This window comes from Streptomyces sp. NPDC086989 (genome assembly GCF_044745505.1).
Taxonomy (GTDB): Bacteria; Actinomycetota; Actinomycetes; order Streptomycetales; family Streptomycetaceae; genus Streptomyces.
Genome location: NZ_JBIVAL010000003.1, coordinates 258,422 through 278,316 on the forward strand (window position 1 = coordinate 258,422; position 19,895 = coordinate 278,316).

17 protein-coding genes are annotated in these 19,895 nt (G+C 72.3%); 7 read left to right on the forward strand and 10 right to left on the reverse strand.

What is annotated here, in order from left to right:
- The first annotated feature begins 24 nt into the window (after window positions 1–24).
- A complete protein-coding gene (locus ACIPK4_RS07915) occupies window positions 25–1,074 on the forward strand; it encodes an AI-2E family transporter (RefSeq protein WP_402310033.1) in 1,050 nt (349 codons plus the stop codon).
- Between the two features lie 15 nt (window positions 1,075–1,089).
- Here the strand turns inward: ACIPK4_RS07915 and ACIPK4_RS07920 are convergent, their stop codons facing one another.
- Complete coding sequence (locus ACIPK4_RS07920) at window positions 1,090–2,076, reverse strand: pirin family protein (RefSeq protein WP_402310035.1); 987 nt, start codon at window positions 2,074–2,076, stop codon at window positions 1,090–1,092.
- Between the two features lie 170 nt (window positions 2,077–2,246).
- A complete protein-coding gene (locus ACIPK4_RS07925) occupies window positions 2,247–2,705 on the reverse strand; it encodes an SseB family protein (RefSeq protein ID WP_054221662.1) in 459 nt (152 codons plus the stop codon).
- Between the two features lie 228 nt (window positions 2,706–2,933).
- Here ACIPK4_RS07925 and ACIPK4_RS07930 point away from each other — a divergent pair, with 228 nt between their 5' ends.
- From ACIPK4_RS07930 to ACIPK4_RS07945, 4 genes are all read left to right on the forward strand, one after another.
- Window positions 2,934–4,760, forward strand: coding sequence for an acyl-CoA dehydrogenase (locus tag ACIPK4_RS07930; RefSeq protein ID WP_054221661.1), 1,827 nt, complete (start codon window positions 2,934–2,936; stop codon window positions 4,758–4,760).
- Between the two features lie 202 nt (window positions 4,761–4,962).
- Window positions 4,963–5,706 (forward strand): hypothetical protein, encoded by a 744-nt coding sequence (locus ACIPK4_RS07935; protein ID WP_402310037.1) that lies wholly within the window; start codon window positions 4,963–4,965, stop codon window positions 5,704–5,706.
- 101 nt (window positions 5,707–5,807) lie between these two features.
- A complete protein-coding gene (locus ACIPK4_RS07940; RefSeq protein WP_402310039.1) occupies window positions 5,808–7,100 on the forward strand; it encodes a M18 family aminopeptidase in 1,293 nt (430 codons plus the stop codon).
- Between the two features lie 182 nt (window positions 7,101–7,282).
- Window positions 7,283–8,611: an SMP-30/gluconolactonase/LRE family protein gene (locus ACIPK4_RS07945; protein WP_402310040.1), complete on the forward strand. Its 1,329-nt coding sequence runs from the start codon at window positions 7,283–7,285 to the stop codon at window positions 8,609–8,611.
- A 50-nt stretch (window positions 8,612–8,661) separates the two neighbouring features.
- On the opposite strand, the gene ACIPK4_RS07950 is transcribed toward ACIPK4_RS07945, so the two are convergent.
- The 4 genes from ACIPK4_RS07950 to ACIPK4_RS07965 form a co-directional block, all read right to left on the reverse strand.
- Window positions 8,662–10,503 carry an NHL domain-containing thioredoxin family protein gene (locus ACIPK4_RS07950; protein WP_402310042.1) on the reverse strand — a complete coding sequence of 614 codons (1,842 nt, stop codon included), beginning with the start codon at window positions 10,501–10,503 and terminating at the stop codon, window positions 8,662–8,664.
- A gap of 154 nt (window positions 10,504–10,657) precedes the next feature.
- Window positions 10,658–11,179 (reverse strand): DUF4240 domain-containing protein, encoded by a 522-nt coding sequence (locus ACIPK4_RS07955; protein ID WP_402310045.1) that lies wholly within the window; start codon window positions 11,177–11,179, stop codon window positions 10,658–10,660.
- Window positions 11,180–11,207: 28 nt separating this feature from the next.
- Window positions 11,208–12,011 carry a hypothetical protein gene (locus tag ACIPK4_RS07960; RefSeq protein ID WP_054221656.1) on the reverse strand — a complete coding sequence of 268 codons (804 nt, stop codon included), beginning with the start codon at window positions 12,009–12,011 and terminating at the stop codon, window positions 11,208–11,210.
- Window positions 12,012–12,256: 245 nt separating this feature from the next.
- The gene (locus ACIPK4_RS07965) at window positions 12,257–13,036 is read right to left on the reverse strand and encodes a carbon-nitrogen family hydrolase (RefSeq protein ID WP_054221655.1); all 780 of its coding nucleotides are present in this window, start codon (window positions 13,034–13,036) and stop codon (window positions 12,257–12,259) included.
- A 149-nt stretch (window positions 13,037–13,185) separates the two neighbouring features.
- On the opposite strand from ACIPK4_RS07965, the gene ACIPK4_RS07970 reads away from it, so the two are divergent.
- Window positions 13,186–14,016 (forward strand): maleylpyruvate isomerase family mycothiol-dependent enzyme, encoded by an 831-nt coding sequence (locus ACIPK4_RS07970; RefSeq protein WP_402310048.1) that lies wholly within the window; start codon window positions 13,186–13,188, stop codon window positions 14,014–14,016.
- A gap of 39 nt (window positions 14,017–14,055) precedes the next feature.
- On the opposite strand, the gene ACIPK4_RS07975 is transcribed toward ACIPK4_RS07970, so the two are convergent.
- Window positions 14,056–15,384, reverse strand: a complete 1,329-nt coding sequence (locus ACIPK4_RS07975; RefSeq protein ID WP_402310050.1) for a nitrate/nitrite transporter — start codon at window positions 15,382–15,384, stop codon at window positions 14,056–14,058.
- Window positions 15,381–16,088, reverse strand: a complete 708-nt coding sequence (locus ACIPK4_RS07980; protein WP_402310052.1) for a GntR family transcriptional regulator — start codon at window positions 16,086–16,088, stop codon at window positions 15,381–15,383. Before ACIPK4_RS07980 ends, ACIPK4_RS07975 begins: the two co-directional genes overlap by 4 nt.
- A 144-nt stretch (window positions 16,089–16,232) precedes the next feature.
- Here ACIPK4_RS07980 and ACIPK4_RS07985 point away from each other — a divergent pair, with 144 nt between their 5' ends.
- The gene (locus ACIPK4_RS07985; protein WP_402310054.1) at window positions 16,233–17,429 is read left to right on the forward strand and encodes a DUF418 domain-containing protein; all 1,197 of its coding nucleotides are present in this window, start codon (window positions 16,233–16,235) and stop codon (window positions 17,427–17,429) included.
- On the opposite strand, the gene ACIPK4_RS07990 is transcribed toward ACIPK4_RS07985, so the two are convergent.
- Both ACIPK4_RS07990 and ACIPK4_RS07995 read right to left on the reverse strand, forming a co-directional pair.
- On the reverse strand, window positions 17,392–17,721 hold the full coding sequence (locus tag ACIPK4_RS07990; protein ID WP_054221652.1) for a protease inhibitor I42 family protein: 330 nt from the start codon (window positions 17,719–17,721) through the stop codon (window positions 17,392–17,394). The genes ACIPK4_RS07985 and ACIPK4_RS07990 overlap by 38 nt on opposite strands.
- 16 nt (window positions 17,722–17,737) lie before the next feature.
- A complete protein-coding gene (locus ACIPK4_RS07995; protein WP_402310057.1) occupies window positions 17,738–19,525 on the reverse strand; it encodes a C1 family peptidase in 1,788 nt (595 codons plus the stop codon).
- Between the last annotated feature and the right edge of the window lie 370 nt (window positions 19,526–19,895).

Genomic DNA, 19,895 nt, shown 5'->3' on the forward strand with positions numbered 1-19,895 from the left:
GCGTCCGCGTGGTTGGATGCAGCGGTGCCGACTCCCCTGCTTCCCCCGCCGGTCAGGCGGCTGGCCGCCTGGTGCGTGGTCGTCCTGCTCGTCACGGGCGTCCTCGCCGTCGGCGTGTGGCTGTGCATCGTCTTCAAGACCGCCGTCACGCCCGTCCTGCTCGCCCTCCTCGGAACCGCACTGCTCGGGCCGATGCACCGGCGGCTCGTGCGGATGGGCGTCCAGCGCTCCCTCTCGGCCGCGCTGACCTGTCTGACCGTGCTCGTGGTGATCGGTGGCGCCGCGTACGTCGTCGTCCACGCCCTGATCGGCACCGGCGGTCAGATCCGCGACGCCCTCAAGCAGGCCGGGCGGTACCTCGCCGGGCACTTCGGGCCGGCCGGGACCTCGCTGGAGGACCTGGCGTCGAACGCCAAGGACCTGCTGGGCAAATTCGGCGGTACGGCCGCCTCCGGCGTCATCACCGGCATCAGCGTCGTCGGCGAGGTGCTCGCCATGGCCGTCCTGGCCCTCCTGCTGATGTTCTTCTTCCTGCGCGATTCCCCCCGCGCCGCCGGCGCCCTGCGCTCGCTCGCGCCCCGTGGCGCCGCAGACGTCGTCGAGGCGGTCGCGCGGCGCGCCTTCAGGGCCGTCGCGGGCTTCATGCGCGGCACCACGTTCATCGCGCTGATCGACGCCGTCTGCATCACGGTCGGTCTGCTCGTGCTCCGCGTCCCCGGCGCCGTCGGCCTCGGCGCCCTGGTGTTCGTCGGCGCGTACATCCCCTACCTGGGCGCCTTCATCTCCGGGGCGGTGGCCGTCCTCGTGGCCTTCGCCGAGCGGGGATGGTTCATCGGCCTGTGGACCGTGGGAGTGGTGCTCGCCGTCCAGGTGCTGGAGGGTCACGTCCTCCAGCCGGTGATCCAGAGCCGGACCGTCCAGATGCACCCGGCCGTCGTCCTGCTCGCCATCACGGCCGGGGCCAGTGTCGCCGGGATCCTGGGGATGCTGCTGTCCGTGCCGCTGACCGCGGCCGCGTTCGGTGTGCTGTCGGAGCTCCGGGGACGCTACGCGGGGGCGGAGCGCCCCGCGTAGCACCGGCACGGCGCGTCAGGAGTGCTGGTCCGCCGACTTCGTGCGCTCCCGGGCGGTGGTGGGGATGGTGCCCAGCCGGCCGGCCTGGAAGTCGTCGAAGGCCTGCTGGAGCTCCTGCCGGCTGTTCATGACGAACGGCCCGTAGTGCGCCATCGGCTCCCGGATGGGACGCCCGCCGAGGAGGATGACCTCCAGGTCCGGGGCGTGGGAGTCCTGGGACTCGTCGGCCCGCAGGGTGAGGGAGCCGCCCTCGCCGAAGACCGCCGTCTGCCCGGTGTGGACGGGCCGCCGGTCGGTGCCGACGCTGCCGCGGCCGGCCATGACGTACGCGAGGGCGTTGAAGTCCTCGCGCCACGGGAGGGTGACCTGCGCGCCCGGGGTGACGGTGGCGTGGATCATCGTGATCGGGGTGTGGGTGATGCCCGGGCCGGAGTGGCCGTCCAGCTCACCGGCGATCACGCGGAGCAGCGCGCCGCCGTCCGGGGTGGACAGCAGCTGCACCTGGCCGCCGCCGATGTCCTGGTAGCGCGGCGGCATCATCTTGTCGGAGGCGGGGAGGTTCACCCACAGCTGGAGGCCGTGGAAGAGCCCGCCGGACACGACGAGGGACTCCGGCGGGGCCTCGATGTGCAGGAGGCCGGCTCCGGCGGTCATCCACTGGGTGTCACCGCCGTTGATGACTCCGCCGCCGCCGTTGCTGTCCTGGTGGACGAAGGTTCCGTCGATCAGGTACGTGACGGTCTCGAAGCCGCGGTGCGGGTGCCAGGGGGTGCCCTTCGGCTCGCCCGGCGCGTACTCCACCTCGCCCATCTGGTCCATCATGATGAACGGGTCGAGGTACTGGTAGTTGATCCCGGCGAACGCGCGGCGCACCGGGAATCCCTCGCCCTCGAACCCACCAGGGGCGGTCGTGACGGCCAGCACCTTGCGGGCGGCGGTCTCCTGGGCGGGCTCGGCGACGCGGGGGAGCGTCAACGGGTTCTCCACAGTCACTGCAGGCATGGTCGGAACCTCCTTCTGCTTCGAGTTTAGTTGAAACTCGAACTTTCTGCCACACCCGACAGAACAGAAAGGGCCCCGGGGACATTCCCCGGGGCCCGAAGCCCTGCGCGGCGACGGCGGTGAGCCGTCTGTGCGGCAACGGCGCCTAGCCGTCTGTGCAGCAACGGCGCCTAGCCGTACATGCGGCGCATCGCGAAGTCGACCATCTGCTCCACGGCCTTGGCGTCGAAGACCATCCGGTGGTCACCCTCCATGTCGAGGACGAAGCCGTACCCGGTCGGCAGCAGGTCGATCACCTCCGCGCCCGTGATCACGAAGTACTTGGACTCCTTGCCGGCGTACCGGCGGAGCTCCTTGAGCGTGGTGAACATGGGGATCACCGGCTGCTGCGTGTTGTGCAGCGCCAGGAAGCCGGGGGTGTCGCCGCGCGGGCAGTAGACCTTCGACGTGGCGAAGATCTGCTGGAAGTCCTCCGCGGACAGCGACCCGGTCGTGAAGGCCCGCACCGCGTCGGCGAGCGACGGCGGCGAGGGCTCGGGGTACAGCGGCTGCTCGCCGTACCCACCGGCCATCTGCTGCGGGGCGGCGTACTGCTGCCCTGCGCTCACGTTCTGGTCGTAGCCGTACATAGGGCGAAGCCTACCGAGCGCCTCCGGCCCCGCGGACGCGCATTCCCGCCATGGTCGCGGACGGCGCCGCGGCCGGATCGCGGGCCACGGCCGGCCGGCGCGCGGGTTGACCCTGGTCACAGTCGACGGGCAGGGGGTTGCGTCTTATTACCCACGGGTAGCATCATGACGTTACCGATTGGTATGTACGAGGAACCTGTCTTCCCGAGCCTTAACGGAGCCGTCGCCATGGGGCACTACAAGTCGAATCTCCGAGACATCGAGTTCAACCTCTTCGAGGTGCTCGGCCGCGACAAGCTGTACGGCACCGGCCCGTTCGGTGAGATGGACACCGACACCGCCAAGAGCGTCCTGTCCGAGATCGCCCGCCTCGCCGAGAACGAGCTGGCCGACTCCTTCGCGGACGCCGACCGCAACCCGCCGGTCTTCGACCCGGCCACCAACACCGCGCCCGTTCCGGCGTCCTTCAAGAAGAGCTACGAAGCCTTCATGGACTCCGAGTACTGGCGGCTCGGCCTTCCCGAGGAGATCGGCGGCACCACCTCGCCCCGCTCCCTGATCTGGGCCTACGCGGAGCTGCTGCTCGGCTCGAACCCGGCCATCTGGATGTACTCCTCCGGCCCGGCGTTCGCCGGCATCCTCTTCGAAGAGGGCAACGAGGCGCAGAAGAAGGTCGCTCAGATAGCGGTCGAGAAGCGCTGGGGCTCCACCATGGTCCTCACCGAGCCGGACGCCGGCTCGGACGTCGGCGCCGGCCGCACCAAGGCCGTCCAGCAGGAGGACGGCTCCTGGCACATCGAGGGCGTGAAGCGCTTCATCACGTCCGGTGAGCACGACATGGAGGAGAACATCCTCCACTACGTCCTCGCGCGCCCCGAGGGCCACGGCCCGGGCACCAAGGGCCTGTCGCTCTTCCTCGTCCCCAAGTTCCACTTCGACTGGGAGACCGGCGAGCTGGGCGAGCGCAACGGCGTCTACGCCACGAACGTCGAGCACAAGATGGGCCTCAAGGCCTCCAACACGTGCGAGATGACTTTCGGCGACCAGCACCCCGCCAAGGGCTGGCTGATCGGCGACAAGCACGACGGCATCCGCCAGATGTTCATGATCATCGAGTTCGCCCGCATGATGGTCGGCACGAAGGCCATCGCGACGCTGTCGACCGGCTACCTGAACGCCCTGGAGTACGCCAAGGAGCGCGTGCAGGGTCCGGACCTCGCGAACTTCATGGACAAGACCGCGCCCAAGGTCACCATCACGCACCACCCCGACGTGCGCCGCTCGCTGATGACGCAGAAGGCGTACGCCGAGGGCATGCGCGCCCTGGTCCTGTACACCGCCTCCGTCCAGGACGCGATCCAGCTCAAGCAGGCCGCGGGCGAGGACGCCTCCGCCGAGATCGGCCTGAACGACCTGCTCCTGCCGATCGTCAAGGGCTACGGCTCGGAGCGCTCGTACGAGCAGCTCGCCCAGTCGCTGCAGACCTTCGGCGGCTCCGGCTACCTGCAGGAATACCCGATCGAGCAGTACATCCGGGACGCCAAGATCGACACCCTCTACGAGGGCACCACGGCGATCCAGGGCCAGGACTTCTTCTTCCGGAAGATCGTCCGCGACCAGGGCGCCTCCCTGAACGTCCTCTCCGAGACGATCAAGAAGTTCCTGGCCGAGGCCGCCGGCGGCGAGGAGCTGGCCGGCGCCCGCGACGCGCTCGCCAAGGCCGCCGTCGACCTGGAGGCCATCGTCGGCCAGATGATCGTCGACCTCACCGCCACCGGCGAGGACGTCAAGAACATCTACAAGGTCGGCCAGAACACCACTCGCCTGCTGATGGCCTCCGGCGACGTCGTCGTCGGCTACCTGCTGCTCAAGGGTGCGGCCGTCGCCGCCGAGAAGCTCGCCACGGCTTCCGCGAAGGACGTCCCGTTCTACACCGGCAAGATCGCGGCGGCGAAGTTCTTCGCCTCGCAGGTCCTGCCGAACGTCTCGGTCGCCCGCGCGCTGGCCGAGTCCGTGGACAACACCCTGATGGAGCTCGACGAGGCCGCCTTCTAGCCTCCGGTTCCCACCGCGCACCCACGGCCGGACCCTCCCCGGAGGGCCCGGCCGTGGTCGTACCCGGCCCCCGGACGCACGCCCGGCCAAGCCCCGGACGACGCTCCGGGCGGGCCCCGACGACGCTCCGGGCGGGCCCCGGGACGGTGCCCCGGCCTGGGGCATTCCCCGAATGTCGGCGGTCCGTGGGACGCTCGTAGACATGAGACCGGCAGAGCAGCACGGCAACAGCAGGGGGTACTCCGTCCCGACCGGGCGGCCGTACGCCCTCAAGGAGCTGCAGGCCGCCGTGGGCAGCCTCGGCGACCATCTGAAGGAGCTGTACGAAGGCGCCCACCCCGCCGAGTACGAGGCCGTGGCGGACGCGCTCTACACCGCCTTCCAGACCGCCGCCGGACTCGCCCCCGCCAAGAGCTACACCGGCTGCTCCGAACACCCCAACGGCGCCCTCGACCCCGAAGCGCCCGACGGCTGGGGCCGCTGTCTGATCTGCAACGACCGGCGCCGTCTGGGCCTGCGCGCCCAGGGCGCCCGCGGCGCCCGCGCAGCCGCCCCGCCCGCGGGGGAACAGCGCCGGCTGGGCTATCCCGTGCCCGACCCCCCGTACACCCTCCAGGCACTGCGCGAGCACCTGCGCACCGTCGAGGACCGCCGCTTCCACCTCGGCTTCTCCTCACCGCCCGAGGATTTCGTACGGATCGCGGACGACCTCCACCGGGCCTTCATCGTGGCCCGCGAACTGTCCCGCCCCCGCAACGCCTCCGGCTGCTCCGAGCACCCCGGCGCACCCATCGATCCGGATGCGCCGCCCGGCGAGGCCTGTATCTTCTGCGCCGGACGCAAGAGACGCGCGCAGCGCTCCGCGACGACCCCGGAGATGCTCCCGCGCATCCGCCGGGGCGAGCGCAGGCAGCTGCAACGCCGCTTCGAGCGCCCGCCGGGCTGAAAAACCGCCGGGAAAGGGACCACACGACCCGTAACCCCGGCGTTCCGGCCATCCGCCGCAGCCCGACCATGGCGAACACGACCGTCGTTAAGGTGAACCACATGAGCTCTCCCGCCCGCTTCGACCGCGGCCACACCGACGATCTGATGACCTTTCTGACGGCCAGTCCGTCGCCGTACCACGCCGTGGCCAATGCGGCCGAGCGGCTGGAAAAGGCAGGTTTCAGGCAGTTGTCGGAAACGGACGCCTGGGACTCGGGCAGCGGGGGCCGGTTCGTCCTCCGCGGCGGGGCGCTCATCGCCTGGTTCGTCCCCGAGGGCGCCTCCGCGCACACCCCGTTCCGCATCGTCGGCGCGCACACCGACTCCCCCAACCTGCGGGTCAAGCCGCTTCCTGACACGGGCTCACAGGGCTGGCGGCAGATCGCCGTCGAGATCTACGGCGGCACCCTGCTCAACACCTGGCTCGACCGGGACCTGGGCCTGGCGGGCCGGCTGAGCCTGCGGGACGGCACCGAGCGGCTGGTGAACGTGGACCGCGCGCTGCTGCGCGTCCCGCAACTGGCCGTCCACCTGGACCGGTCGGTCAACAGCGACGGCCTCAAGCTCGACAAGCAGCGCCACATGCAGCCGATCTGGGGCCTGGGCGAGGTCCAGGAGGGCGACCTCATCGCGTTCCTGGAGGAGGAAGAGGGTCTGCCCCAGGGCTCCGTGGCCGGCTGGGACCTGATGGTCCACTCCATCGAGCCGCCCTCGTACCTGGGCCGCGACCGCGAACTCGTCGCCGGCCCGCGGATGGACAACCTGATCTCGGTGCACGCGGGTGTCGCGGCGCTGGTCGCCGCCTCGACCGCCGACAAGCTGAACAACATCCCGGTGCTGGCCGCGTTCGACCACGAGGAGAACGGCTCGCAGTCGGACACCGGCGCGGACGGCCCGCTGCTGGGCAACGTGCTGGAACGTTCCGTCTTCTCGCGCGGAGGCACGTACGAGGACCGGGCGCGCGCCCTCGCGGGCAGCATCTGCGTGTCCTCCGACACCGGCCACGCCGTGCACCCCAACTACGCGGAGCGGCACGACCCCACGCACCACCCGCGCGCCAACGGCGGCCCGATCCTGAAGGTCAACGTCAACCAGCGGTACGCGACGGACGGCAGCGGGCGCGCCGTGTTCGCGGCGGCGTGCGAGCGGGCCGGCGTGCCGTGGCAGACGTTCGTCTCGAACAACTCGATGCCCTGCGGCACGACCATCGGCCCGATCACGGCCGCCCGGCACGGGATCCAGACGGTGGACATCGGCGTCGCGATCCTCTCCATGCACAGTGCACGCGAGCTGTGCGGTGCACAGGACCCGTACCTGCTCGCGAACGCGCTCGTCGCCTTCCTCGAGGACTGACGCGCCGAACGGGCCCAGCCCGCGCCGCGCCCCGCGCCCGCCCGCCCGAAGTTCCGGCGGGCGGGCGCGGGGCTTCGGCCGGGCGGGTCGATCTGCGGGCCGGTGCGGTGTGATGAAACGATGATGACAATCCGTCATGTTGTTCTGGACTCCTGTCACCCCCGGTCGACAAGGAGAGTCCCGTGCCCCGCCTGTTCCGAACGGCCCCCGTGCCCCGCACGGCCCGCAGACTCCGTCCGCCACGCACCGGCGGGGCCGTGGGCATCGCCCTCGCCCTGCTCCTGTCCGGCCCCGCAGCGGGCGCGATCGCGGCCCCCGCGCCGACGCCGCCCACGTCACCCAAGCCCTCGCTCCGGCTCACGGACCCGCGGATCGTCGCCCACTTCAACTTCGATGCCGGCCAGACACCCGAGAACATCGCCCTGGAGCCCGACGGCGCCGCCGACCTGACCCTCGCCCTGGCCCGCCAGGTGGTCCGCGTGGACCGGCACGGCGCCACCCGGCTCCTGGCGACCCTGCCCGCCGTCGCGAACCCGCAGACCCCCCTGGTGGGCGCCGCCGTCGTGTCCGGGATCGTCCGCACCAAGGACGGGTCGCTCTACGTCGCCTACAACACCGGCACCTCCGAGAGCGGCGTCTACCGGATCTCCCCGAACGGCAACGTCACCAAGTTCGTCGACCTGCCGGCGAACGGCTTCGCCAACGGCCTCGCCCTCGACGAGCAGCACAAACGGCTCTACGTCGCCGACTCCGTCCTCGGTACGGTGCGGCGCATCTCCCTCGACAAACAGCCCGAGGTGACGGCCTGGGCCACCGGCGCCGCCCTGGAGCCGTCCACGTTCATCGGGGCGAACGGCATCAAGGTGCGCGACAACGCCGTCTGGGTGTCGAACTACGACCGGGGCACGCTGCTGCGGATCCCGATCGAGAAGAACGGGGCCGCGGGCCCGATCAGGACGCAGGCCACCGGACTGACGGGGATCGACGACTTCGCGTTCGCCGGCCAAAGCACGACGGTGCTCGCAGCACTGAACACCGTCGACGGCGAACTCGTCCTGATCCGGCCCGACGGCACCCACACCGTCCTGCTCACCAGGGCGGACGGGCTGTCCGGGCCCACCGCGGTGGCGATCCGCCACCACCGCGTCTACGTGACCAGCGGCGCCTTCCTCACCGGCATCGACCCGAACCTGCTGATCGCCGACGTCGCGAAGCCCGAGACCGGGGACGGCAAGGCCGAGGACCACGGCAAGACGGAGGACAACGCCAAGGACGAGGACCCGGGCCGGCGCGAGGACCACGCGAAGGACGAGGACCACGCCAAGGACGAGGACCACGCGAAGGACGAGGACCACGCGAAGGACGAGGACCACAGCCGGGACCAAGACCAGGCGCGCGACGAGGACCACGGCCGGGACCAAGACCAGGCGGACGACCAGGCCGCGGATGACAACGGCGCGGACCAGGACGCGGACGAGGACGAGGACGAGGACAGCCGCACCAGGGGCTGATCCGTCCGGCCGGGGCCCGCTGGGGGCCCCGGCCGGAAGTCCGTCCACCCCTACGCGTCGAGTCCGGCCAGGACGAGCGGCAGCCGGGCGACACCCTCGGCGGTGACCGTCACCGGCACGCCCCAGTCCTGCTGGTGCACGTGGCAGGCCGGGTACTCGTTCGCCGGGTCGTCGTCGCAGGAGGCCGCCATCGCGGAGACGTGCAGGACCCCCTCGGTGACGTCCGGGTTCAGCGCCAGCTCCCGGAACAGGTCCGTCCCGGCCCCCTCGCCCGCCACCAGGAGCTCCGGCGGCGTCGAGGAGACCAGCAGCCGCGTCGAGGGCCCGTACCGGGTGTCGAGCTTCTGGCCGGCCGGCGCCTGGAACACCACGTCGAGGCGGAGCGTGCCCGGGGCGACCTCGGTGGCGGCCCGCTGGGTGCGGTGCGCGACGGCGTCGACCCGCACCGCCTCCTCGGGCAGCCGCAGCCGGGTCAGCCGGTGGCGGGCGGACTCCACCACCACGATGTCCTCGCCGACGAGCACGGCGTCGCTGGGCTCCCGAAGGTCGGTGGCCAGCGTGGAGACCTGGTCCGTCGCCGGGTCGAAGCGGCGCAGCGCGTGGTTGTACGTGTCGCACACCGCGACCGAGCCGTCCGGCAGGGCGGTCACCCCGAGCGGGTGCTGGAGCAGGGCCTGGCCGGCGTCACCGTCCCGGTGGCCGAAGTCGAACAGGCCGGTCCCGACCGCGGTCCGCACGGCGTAGCCCTCGCCCTCGGGCTCCACGTACCGCAGGGCGCTGTTCTCGGAGTCGGCGATCCACAGCCGGCCCTCCCCGGCGGCCGCGAGCCCGGAGGGCTGGGCGAGCCAGGCCTCCAGGGCGGGCCCGTCGTGCAGGCCCTCGCTGGTCGTCCCCGCGGCGACGGCGACGGTCCCGGTCTGCGGGTCCCAGGTCCACAGCTGGTGCACGCCCGCCATGGCGATCCACACCTTGTCCCGCCACCAGGCGACGTCCCACGGCGAGGACAGGTCCACCTCCAGGGCCGGCCCGGAGGTCGGGGACCCCTGCCACCACTGCCGGCCGGTCCCGGCGACGGTCTCGACGGCGCCCGTCACGGGGTCGAAGCGGCGCAGCGCGTGGTTGACGGTATCGGCGACGATCACGGACCCGTCGGGCAGCAGCGCGAGCCCCTGCGGCTCGCTGAAGCTGTCGGCGGTGAAGCCGCGCTCCCCGCTGCCGATGCGGCGCACGACGCTCTCGCCGTCGGCGGCCAGCTCCACGAGCTGGTGGCGCGTCGAGTCCGACACGAGCAGGTTCCCGCTCGGCAGCAGGACCGCCTTCCCGGGGAACCGCAGGTCGGTCGCCACCGGCTCGGGAGCCACGTACGGGCCGTCCCCGCGCCGCAGGGTCCCCTTGGCCTCGTGCTCGGCCTCGAGCTCCTCGACGAGCCGCGCGATGGCGTGCGCATGCCCCTCACCGGCGTGCTGCGCGACGATGTACCCCTCGGGGTCGATCACGACGAGCGTCGGCCAGGCCCGTACGGCGTACTGCTTCCACGTGGCCAGCTCGGGATCGTCGAGCACGGGGTGGTGCACCTCGTATCGCTCGACGGCGTCGACGACGGCCGCGTGCTCGGCCTCGTGCACGAACTTCGGCGAGTGCACGCCGATGATCACGACGGTGTCGCGATGCTTCTCCTCCAGCTCCCGCAGCTCGTCGAGGACATGCAGGCAGTTAATGCAGCAGAAGGTCCAAAAATCCAAGATCAGTACGCGACCTCGGAAATCGGCGAGCTTCAGGTCCTTCCCACCGGTGTTGATCCATCCGCCCTTGCCGATCAGCTCGGGGGCACGGACACGGGCACGCTTGCGGGGTGCGGGCGCGGGGGTGGGCGCCTGGGCAGCATCGTTCATGTTTCAAGCTTGCCATCCGCTTGTGAAGGCGGGATCACGGCCGTACGAAGCGAGCCCGGACGATCTGGCAGCGCTCATCAGCGTTGAACCTCACGCCCACCCTGCCTCGCCGGACGGCCATGCCGTTCGGGGTCGGTCTCGGCGTCGGCGGGCTCTAGGCGAAGAGGGTGCTCAGGCGGGGGAGGCGGGTGGAGGTCTCCGCCGTGTCGTCGAAGTCGAAGTTCCAGGACGGGTCCAGCGGCGGGTAGCTGATCGTGAAGGAGTCCGAGGGGAGTTGCCGGCCCGTACGCGCCTCGTACGCCGTCCAGGCGATCGAGAGGGCCTCCTCGTCCCACAGTTCCAGGCCCTCCGCCGCCGCCTCGCGGACCGCGGGGTGGTCCGCGAGGGAGTCGGGGTCGGTCAGGGCGCGGGCGAAGGCCTCCTCGCCCTGGGTCAGGAGCCAGCCGCGGAAGTAGTCGAAGCCGTCGTCCGAGCAGCCGCCGTTGATCACGTAGGCCGCGGCCCACAGGGGACTGCGGTAGGACTCCGCGAGCAGGTCCCACAGCACCTGTTGGGCCTCGGCTATCTCGGCCTCGGGGCGGCGCGCCAGCAACTGTGCGGCATACGCGGCCACTTGGTCGGGACCGGCCTCCGACCGGGCCGTCGCGATCAGCTTCCAGAACGTGTGCTTGTCCATGGGGAAAGCCTGGCATCCCCCTCTGACATCAGACGGTGAGGAAGGAGTGGAGGGATTCGGTGAGAGCGGTGATGAAGGACTCCCGCTGCGCCGCGGACACGAGGTCCAGGGAGAGGTACGGGTTCAGGTCCTCCAGCTCGACCAGGAGGAGTTCGCCGGAGGGGGCGCGGCAGGCGTCCACCCTCTGGATGCCGTGCGAGAGGGTGTTCCACTCGATGAAGCTGCGGGCGAAGCCGAGGTCCGCGGGGGTGGCCTCGTAGGGCACCAGCTCCCAGCGGCGGGCCGGGTCCGGGGCGTGGAGGGCGTACTGGAAGGCGTCGTCGACGAAGTAGAAGGACACCTCGTACGTGAAGTCGATGCGCGGCTGGATGAGGTTCTCCCCCGCCGGGCCGGCCGGGTGCGGGGTGAAGGTCAGGCCTATGGAGTCGGCGCCCTGCTTGGGCTTGACCGCGTACGAGGGCACCGACGGGAGCTTGGCGAGGTCGGCGGGGTCGTCGATCGTGGGGATCACCGGGTAGCCGGCGGCCGTGAGGTCGAGGAGGTACTGCTTGCCGGCCATGTCGCCGCGGCCGGTGAGCGGGTTGTAGACGCGGGTGCCGGCGGCGAGGGCGGAGGCGCGGAAGGCGTCGTACGCCTCCTGGTAGTGCAGGACCGGGCCGCTGTTGCGGACGATCACCGCGTCGAAGCCGGCCGCCATGCCCGCCGCGTCCAGCGGGTGGCACAGGGCGAGCGGGAAGTGCTCGCGCAGGCGGGAGGTGAGGAGGATGTCCTCGTCGCAGTAGCGGCGGCCGCGCGCCGGGTACGCCAGGTCGGTCACGTAGAGCAGGGGCATGGCGGCAACCTATCGCGGGCGTCGCTGCGGGCATGAAGTACCCGGTTCGGGACAAAACGCGGGTGCGGCCGTGCGCCCTGCCGGACGCGATGACGCCGGAGCGCCGGGGGCACCTCCCAGCGGTGGCCGGGGGAGACGACGGCTCGCGGCGACCGGAGGACCCGGACGCCGCGCTGCCGATCGCCTCGCCGTGTGCGTGCTCCGGATCGCGGAGAGGGAGCGCGAGGGTTCCGCGGCGTGGTGGCTCAGCGGCCCAGGCGGCGGTCCTTGAGGGCCGGGAACTGCTCGCGGGTCTCGGCGACCTTCGCCGGGTCCAGGTCGACGGTGAGGACGTCCTCGCCGGGGCCCGCCTCGGCCAGCACCTCGCCCCACGGGTCCACCGCCAGGCTGTGCCCGGCCTGCTCGACACCCGCGTGCGTTCCGGCCAGCCCGCAGGCGAGGACGTACGACTGGTCCTCGACGGCCCGGGCCCGGTTCAGCAGGGTCCAGTGGGACCGGCGGCGGGCCGGCCAGCCCGCGGCGACGACCATCGTCGTGGCCCCGGCGTCGACCAGGCCGCGGAACAGCTCGGGGAAGCGCAGGTCGTAGCAGGTGGCGACGCCGAGGGTCTGCTCCGGCAGGGTCACGGTCGTCAGGGAGTCACCGGCCGTCATCAGCACGGCCTCGCCCTGGTCGAAGCCGAAGCGGTGGATCTTGCGGTACGTGGCGGCCAGCTCGCCCGCTGGGGAGAGGACGAGGGCGGTGTTGTAGAGCGACCCGTCGCCGGCGCGCTCCACGACCGAACCGGCGTGCAGCCAGACCCCGGCGTCGCTCGCCGCCTTGGACATCGCCTCGTACGTCGGGCCGTCCAGGGGCTCGGCCTCGGTCTCGAACTGTTCGTAGGCGAAGGCGCCCACGGTCCACAGTTCGGGCAGGACGACGAGGTCCGACCCGGCCTGTTCCCGTACGAGATCGGCCACCCGGGCACGGCGTGAGGCGACCGACTCCCCGTCGGTCACGGCGATTTGGATCAGAGAGGCGCGCACAGTACCACCGTCCTGGCTTTCAAGCCGTCAACTCGGGCCTACGATCGTCACACGAAAGCACTGCCGGGGCGCTCACCGGCAGCGTAGTTTTGGAAGCAGTCCACACGCTTCCAGAAAACGCGCCACTGAACAGCACGCGAGGGGTCCCGTTGACCGTCCAGCCGCATCCCAGCCTCCAGCCCTATGCCGACGCGTGGACGCATTCCATCGAGGCGATATCCGAGCTGGTCCTCCCCCTGGCGGAGGGCGAGTGGAACCGGGCGACGCCGTGCCCTGGCTGGTCCGTCCGTGACGTGGTGTCACACATCATCGGCATCGAATGCGAGCAGCTGGGGGATCCGCGGCCGATCCACACCGTCGCGAGGGACCTGCGACACGTGGTCGACGAGTTCAGCCGGTACATGGAGGTGCAGGTGGACGTCCGGCGGCACCACACCGCGCCGGAGATGACGTCGGAACTCGAGTACACGATCATCCGGCGGTCGCGTCAGCTGCGCAACGAGAAGCGGGATCCGGCCACGATGGTGCGCGGGCCGCTGGGCGACCAGGTGACGCTGGAGCACGCGCTGCGGCTGCGCGCGTTCGACGTGTGGATCCACGAGCAGGACCTTCGGGCGGCGCTGGGCGTGCCGGGGAACTGGGACTCGCCGGGGGCGTACGTGGCGCGGGACCTGCTGCTCGCCGGGCTGCCGAAGGTGGTCGCGAAGCTGGCCGGCGCGCCGGCGAACTCGGCGGTGGTCGTCGACGTGCACGGCCCGGTGGAGTTCATGCGGACGGTGCGCGTGGGCGCCGACGGGCGTGCGACGGTCGACAAGGCGCCCTCGCTGGGGCCGGCCGTGACGCTGACGACGGACTGGGAGACGTACGTCCGGCTCGCGGCGGGGCGGGTCCGTGCGGGCGCGGTGGCGGACCGGGTGAAGATCGAGGGCGATGCGGAGCTGGCGGACGCCATCCTGGCGAACTTCGCCGTGACCCCGTAGGACCGTCGCCGCGGTGATCCGGCAACGGCCCCTCCTGGGCTATGCGGGCGCCGGCCTCGGGGATTCGGACGGGGTTCCGGACGCGGCGGGGGCGGCGGCCAGTCGGGTGCGTTCGCGGGTCAGGGCCTGGGGGCGCAGGCGCAGGATCTGGGTCAGACCCAGGAGTTCCACCGCGAAGACCGACGAGAAGGCGATCCGGTAGTTGTCGCCGGTGGCGTCCAGGAGGAGGCCCACGGCCAGCAGGGTCGTCATCGACGCGAGGAAGCCGCCCATGTTGGTGATGCCCGAGGCGGTGCCCTGGCGTTCCGCGGGGTTCGCGGGGCGGGCGAAGTCGAAGCCGATCATCGAGGCCGGTCCGCAGGTGCCCAGGACGGTGCACAGGGTGACGAGGAGCCACATCGGGGCGTGTGCGCCCGGGTAGGCGAGGACCGAGGCCCACAGCAGTGCCGTGACGGCGACGGTGCCCAGGGCCAGCGGGATGCGGGCCGACTGGCGGCGGCCGATGAGCTGGCCGTAGACGAGGCCGAAGCCCATGTTCGAGGCCACCACCAGGGTCAGCAGGCCCGCGGCGGTGGTCCGTGCCAGCCCCTGGTCCTCGACCAGGAACGGCATGCCCCACAGCAGCAGGAACACCATCGCCGGGAACTGGGTCGTGAAGTGCACCCACAGGCCCAGGCGGGTGCCGGGTTCGCGCCAGGAGTCGCGGATCTGGCGGCGTACGAAGCCCCCGCCGCCCGGCGGTGCCGGCGGCGGCTCGTGGCCCTCCGGGTGGTCCCTCAGGAAGAGGGTGAGGGGGACCAGGACGAGGAGGCCCGCCACGGCGCTGCCCGCGAAGGCCGGCACCCAGCCGACCCCGTGCAGGACGGGGGCCAGCACCAGGGTGGAGACGAGGTTGCCGGCCATGCCGACCAGGCCGGCCAGCTGCGCCATCAGGGGGCCGCGCCGGGCCGGGAACCACCGGGTGCCCAGCCGCAGTACGGATATGAAGGTCATCGCGTCGCCGCAGCCCAGCAGGGCGCGGGCCGCGAGGGCCATCCCGTACGTGGGCGAGAGCGCGAAGCCGATCTGGCCCGCCGTGAACAGGACCGCGCCGAGCGTCAGGACCCGCTTGGTGCCGAGCCGGTCCACCATCAGGCCGACGGGCACCTGCATGCCCGCGTAGACCAGGAGTTGGAGGAGGGAGAAGGTCGAGAGGGCGGAGGCGTTGACGTGGAAGCGGTCCGCCGCCTCCAGCCCGGCCACGCCCAGGCTCGTACGGAAGATCACCGCGACGAAGTAGACGGCGACGCCGATGGACCAGACGGCCACCGCCTTCCGGCCGCCCGGGGGGTCCCTGAACGGCGTCGGCGCGTTCACCTGCCCGGTCACCGGCCGGCCTTGCGCACCAGCGCCTCGACCCGGCCCACATGGGCCCGGACGGCGGCGGCCGCGGTCTCCGCGTCCCCGGCCCGCAGCGCGTCCAGGATCTCCGTGTGCTCGGCCAGCGTCCGCTCGACCCGCTCGGGGTGCGCGTGCAGCAGCGCCACGCCCATCCGCAGCTGCCGGTCGCGCAGCTGGTCGTAGAGCCGGCTCAGGATCTGGTTGCCGGCGCTGCGCACGATCTCGGCGTGGAAGCCCCGGTCGGCGGCCATCAGCGCGGGCAGGTCCCCCGACGCGGCGTGCCGGCGCTGCTCCTCGACCAGGGCGGCGAGCCGCTCCAGCAGGCCGGGCGGCGCCGGCACGGCCCGGCGTACGGTGAACTCCTCGACCAGCAGCCGGGTTTCGATGACGTCGGCGATCTCCTGCGCGGAGACCGGCAGCACCAGTGCGCCCTTCTTCGGGTACAGCTTCAGCAGCCCCTCGGTCTCCAGCCGCAGCAGCGCCTCACGGACCGGGGTGCGGGACACCCCGACGGCGTCGGCGAGTTCGCCTTCGGTGAGCAGGGTGCCGCCTTCGTAGCGGCGGTCCACCAGGACGGCCTGTTTGACGTGCCGGTACACGCGTTCGGCGGCGGTGACGGCGGTCGGGGCGTTACCCGTGGTGGTCGGGGCGGTGCCCGTGGCGGTCAGGGAGGGGGGCGCGGCTGACGGCATGCGCACAGGATAGATACATGAGCGGTGCACCGGTCGCCCCGTCCGCGATGTGGACCGCCGCCGGGGCCGCTGCATCGAAGGATGTACCCGGGCTTCGTCCACCGGCAGGACGTCCGGGCCGCCGCGCGCCGGGACGCTGGACCCATGGCCCACACCACTCTCGTCGCCCCCGGCGTGACCGCGACCCGGCTGCCGCTCCTCGACGTCCTGCGCGGTGCCGCCATCCTCGGCACGCTCATGACCAACGTCTGGATCTTCGCCTCCCCCGGCTCCGAGTGGGCCGTGCTCCAGGGCGGCCTGAACGCACCCGACCCGCTCTCCGACCCGTCCGCCGCACACATCGCCGAGTCCCTGTTCCGGTTCCTCGCCGACGGGAAGTTCCTGTCCCTGCTGACCATCCTGTTCGGGGTGGGCCTGGCCATCCAGTACGACTCCGCCGCCCGCCGCGGCGCGCCGTGGCCGGGCCCCTATCCGCGCCGGGCCGCGTTCCTCTTACTGGAGGGGACCGTCCACTTCGTCCTCGTCTTCGCCTGGGACGTGCTGATGGGGTACGCGGTCACCGCCCTGCTGGTGGCCTGGCTGCTCGCCCGCTCCGAGCGGGTGCGCGGGGCCGCGATGTGGACCGCGGCCGCACTCCACCTGACCCTGGTCGGCCTCGTGACGCTCGGGGACCTGGCCCGGCCGGACTCCGGGCCGAAGGCCCCGGATCCCGCCGCGGTCGCGCTGTACGCCCACCGCGGCTACCTCGACCAGGTCGGCTTCCGCCTCGACCACGCCCTCGCGCTGCGCATCGAGCCCGTCTTCTCCTTCGGACTGCTCGTCTTCCTGTTCCTCCTCGGCGTGCGGCTGCACCGCGCGGGCGCCTTCGCGCCGACCGCCGGCGGGCGCCGCATCCGGGTCCGGATGGCCGCCTGGGGCCTCGGCCTCGGGCTGCCGCTGGGCGCCGCCGCCGCGCTCGGTGGCCCCGACCTCTTCGTCCTGGGCCGCTACGGCATCGCCCCGCTGGTCGCCGTCGGGTACATCGGCCTGATCGGCTGCGCCCTGGACCGGTTCCGGGTGCCCGGGGCCGGCGCCCTCGGCTCCGTCGGACGCACCGCCCTGTCCTGCTACGTCGGCCAGAACCTGCTCTGCATGCTGCTCTGCTACGGCATCGGCTGGGGCCTCGCCGACCGGCTGGGCGCCAGCGGCCCCTGGTGGGTGATGGGCCTGTGGGCGGCGGTGAGCCTCGCCCTGCTCACCGCGTCCCGGCTGTGGCTGCGCCGCTTCGGGCGGGGCCCGCTGGAAGCCGTACAGCACCGGGTCCTCAGCGGGCGGGCGCCGCGCCCCCGGCCGCAGCCGTGACCTCCACCTCCAGGACGAACTCGTCGTACGGGGCCTCCTGCGGGTAGGGCGGGCGGATCTGCGCGAAGCGGATCCGGGCCCGTCCGCCGGGGCAGCGGCCGTGGACGACGTACGTCCGCTCCAGCGGCGCTCCCGGCAGGACCTGCACGGGCGGCGGCGGGGCCTCGTCCACGCTGACGGCGTCCGCGTCCCCGCTGACCTGCCAGGTCCACACGTACCCGCGGGCGCCGCGCCCGGTCAGGCGCAGCTCGTACGACTCACCGGCGCCGAGGGCGACCTTGCGTACCTCCACCCCGCCGACCTCCCGCTCAGACGGGGCCGATCACCGGCCCCTCGTGCCAGCCCGCCGGGTCCCGCCAGTAGTGCTGGAGCCGGCGGTCCGTGCGCAGGACGATGACCTCCAGGTTGAACCCGAAACTGCCCTGGAGCATCCCGGTGACGGCGAGCGCGTCGTGGCCGAACTCGGCGCTGCGCGTCCATGCGGAACCGGAGGCGTTGCCCCGCCACCAGTGCTCGACGCGGCCTCCTCCGCCGACCGCGCAGAGCTCGTAGTTCCCGGCGGTGTCCTCGTCCAGCGCCCCGTACTGCGCCTCGATCAGGCAGGGCGCGGAGGTGATGGCGCTGCCGAAGACCTCCCCGGGGCGCCAGGTGAACCCGTTCGGGTCGTCGCGCCACCACAGCTGCATCCGGCCGTCCGCACGGGTGGCGACGAGGTCGAGGTGGCGGCTGCGGGTCTGCACGAGGGCGGGCCCGAAGTGGGCGATGCCGGAGGCGAAACGGCCGCCGTCGTTCCAGGTCCAGGGGGCGCCGTTGATCCGCCACCAGTGGTTCAGGCGCCCGTCGGCGGTGCGGACGACCACCTCGAAGTTGCCCGGCTTGCCGTAGTCGCTCTGGATGAACGCCGGGGTCGAGCCGATCGCGGCGTCGCCCGGCCCGAAGGCGCCGCCGTCGCGCCAGACGCCGGCGGACTGCTCGTAGTACCAGTGGCGCAGCCGGCCCCCGGTGGTGACGTGCAGGGACTCCATGTTCCGGTTGTACGTGGTCCCGGTGAAGGCGGGCTGGCCGGAGGCGTCGTTCGCGTAGGCCTGCGCTCGGGCCCAGGGGAAGGGGGGATCGCCCTCGCGCCACCAGTGCTGGAGGCGGCCGCCGCCGGCGGTGGAGAGCATCTCGAAGTTGCGGTGGGCGCGGCCGTTGCCGCTCTCGTAGACGTTGCCGGCGTGCAGGCGGCGCTTGCTCCACGGGTCGACGTTGGTGCCGCGCAGCCCGCACTTGGCCCAGTGGTCGATCCTGACCTCGCCGTAGGCGATCCGCCCGTAGCCGCCGACGTGGTAGCCCGGACCCCACGAGTTCTTGAACAGCCAGCAGCCCGCGGCGTCGTCGTAGCCGACGATCAGCACGCAGTGGCCGCCCGCGAGGCGGTCGCTGGTGCGGTGGTAGACACCGGAGCCCAGCCCGAAGAAGTCGTCGTACACGTCGAAGCAGGCCGTCAGCGGGCCGACCGTGTCGAGCCAGACCTTCTGCTGCTCCACGTCGCCGAGGCGGACGTAGTCGGTGATCCGGACGGTACGGCCGGACCGGTCCCAGCTGGGGGTGTACTCGGCGCGCCAGGCGTCGCGGCGGTCGGCGGGCACGGTCGCCGGGGGCGGGGAGTAGGGCCAGCAGTCCGGATCGGCCAGGCCGCCGTTGCCCTTGATCCAGTCGAGGGCGGTCTCGGGGTTGGAGCCCTGGCCGCAGGTGAACTTCAGACCGTCGTGGACGTCCCCCTCCGAGCGCTCCGCCCAGACGTCGTGCTCGATGCGGGCCATGGACTCGACGAGGCCTGCGGCGCCGAAGGCCCAGCAGGAACCGCACGGGTTCTGGTCCTTGACCTTGGTGATCCACGGCCAGCCCCAGCGGCTGCGCCAGTCGACGGCGGCGGGCCGGGCCCCGACGGCCGCCCCTTGCACACCGGGCAGCAGCCCGTGGGCCGCCCGCCGCCGGGTGAGGTGCGGATTGCCGCTCTCGTGCCCGATGAGCCCCCGCAGATCGACGGAGCCGGCCTCCTCGGCGGGTGTGAGGTTCGCCCCGGGTTCCAGGCCGAGGGAGGGCCGGGGCACGGGCTCCTCGTCGGCGAGGTGCTCGATGACGGACCAGCGCGCTCCGTGCGCTGCGAGCCGTGCGCGCAGCTCCCCCGCCGTCCGGACGGGTTCGGATTCCGGTTCCGGCTCTGACTCTGGCCTTGACCCTGATCCTGATCCTGATCCGACAGACTGCTCCGGCATGGCGGCCCCCCAGCTGCAACCGTTCTGGTGCGAGAGCCGGGAGCGTCCACCGGGCGGCGGGGCGCGTCAAGGGTGTTCGTGAGGTCGCGCGGTCGCACGGAGGGGTCGTACGAGGTCGCCCGTCCGCCCCCGGTGCCGGGGGCGGCGCCGGGGGCGGACGGGGGCTCGGCGCCGGGGGTGCCGGCCGGGCCGCCTCCGCGGGTGC

Coding starts and splice junctions, on each gene's coding strand:
- ACIPK4_RS07920 (WP_402310035.1), bottom strand. CDS start 2,076: ATGCCTGCAGTGACTGTGGAGAACCCGTTGACGCTCCCCCGCGTCGCC.
- ACIPK4_RS07925 (WP_054221662.1), bottom strand. CDS start 2,705: ATGTACGGCTACGACCAGAACGTGAGCGCAGGGCAGCAGTACGCCGCC.
- ACIPK4_RS07930 (WP_054221661.1), top strand. CDS start 2,934: ATGGGGCACTACAAGTCGAATCTCCGAGACATCGAGTTCAACCTCTTC.
- ACIPK4_RS07935 (WP_402310037.1), top strand. CDS start 4,963: ATGAGACCGGCAGAGCAGCACGGCAACAGCAGGGGGTACTCCGTCCCG.
- ACIPK4_RS07940 (WP_402310039.1), top strand. CDS start 5,808: ATGAGCTCTCCCGCCCGCTTCGACCGCGGCCACACCGACGATCTGATG.
- ACIPK4_RS07950 (WP_402310042.1), bottom strand. CDS start 10,503: ATGAACGATGCTGCCCAGGCGCCCACCCCCGCGCCCGCACCCCGCAAG.
- ACIPK4_RS07955 (WP_402310045.1), bottom strand. CDS start 11,179: ATGGACAAGCACACGTTCTGGAAGCTGATCGCGACGGCCCGGTCGGAG.
- ACIPK4_RS07960 (WP_054221656.1), bottom strand. CDS start 12,011: ATGCCCCTGCTCTACGTGACCGACCTGGCGTACCCGGCGCGCGGCCGC.
- ACIPK4_RS07980 (WP_402310052.1), bottom strand. CDS start 16,088: ATGCCGTCAGCCGCGCCCCCCTCCCTGACCGCCACGGGCACCGCCCCG.
- ACIPK4_RS07985 (WP_402310054.1), top strand. CDS start 16,233: ATGGCCCACACCACTCTCGTCGCCCCCGGCGTGACCGCGACCCGGCTG.